General features: G+C 41.5%; 2 pseudogenes. Both read left to right on the plus strand.

Going from position 1 to position 910, the window contains the following annotated elements:
- Positions 1-277 precede the first annotated feature (277 nt).
- Positions 278-485, plus strand: a pseudogene (locus tag A7985_RS25380) (transposase); the annotation flags it as partial.
- Between the two features lie 220 nt (positions 486-705).
- A pseudogene (locus A7985_RS27245) lies at positions 706-910 on the plus strand (IS3 family transposase); the annotation flags it as partial.

Genomic DNA, 910 nt, shown 5'->3' on the forward strand with positions numbered 1-910 from the left:
AAGATTCCTGCAAATGGCGTTATTTAAAAGAACTGCCAAACTCTACCAGTGCAGCTAAGGTGTATAAGCGCTGTAAAATAGCGTTTTTACAGCACCATACCAAAGAGCTAAAAGCTAACTTTTAGACTCTTCGAAACTACCTAGCATGGTCGCTAACCAGCGGCCATCTTCACTGTTTTCTAATCCAACTTTTACTACCATAGTTAATTGTAACTCCCCCAAAAAATGAAACAGTTCATAAGTAGAATTTCTATTAATATAAGAAGGAAATTTTACGATGCGAAAAAGTAAGTTCACCGAAACACAGATAGTCGGCATGATCAAAGAAGCCGAATCGGGTGTGCCTGTACCAGAAATATGCCGTAAACATGGTGTGGGTCAAAGTACATTTTATAAGTGGCGTTCTAAATATGGTGGAATGGAAGCCTCTGATGTGAAGCGTTTAAAAGAGCTTGAAGATGAAAACCGCAAGCTAAAAGATATGTTTGCGACTCTCAGTTTAAAACATTCAATGCTTGAAGAAATCATCTCAAAAAAGCTGTGAAAACAAGCAGACGCAGAGCTTGGGTCGAACACTTACGAGCACGGTTTGAGGTAAGCGTCGCATTTGCTTGTAACGTAGCGGGTTTAGGTCGAAGCGTTTATTACTATAAATGCAAGCGACCACCGGATGATGATGTGATTGATGCTTTGTTAGCGCTTGTTGAGCGGCACCCTAGGTGGGGCATGCCAAAGCTGTTTAAACGACTAAGGCATCAAGGCAAATTATGGAATAAAAAGCCCGTTGAGCGAGTGTATAACATGCTTAAACTTAACCTTAGACGAAAAGGAAAACGCCGTGTACCAACACGCTCACCGGAGCCATTAAGCGCACCGAGCAAACATAATGACTCGTGGTCGATGGATTTTA

The sequence above is a fragment of the Pseudoalteromonas luteoviolacea genome (assembly GCF_001696455.1).
In the GTDB taxonomy this organism is placed as follows: Bacteria; Pseudomonadota; Gammaproteobacteria; order Enterobacterales; family Alteromonadaceae; genus Pseudoalteromonas; species Pseudoalteromonas luteoviolacea_C.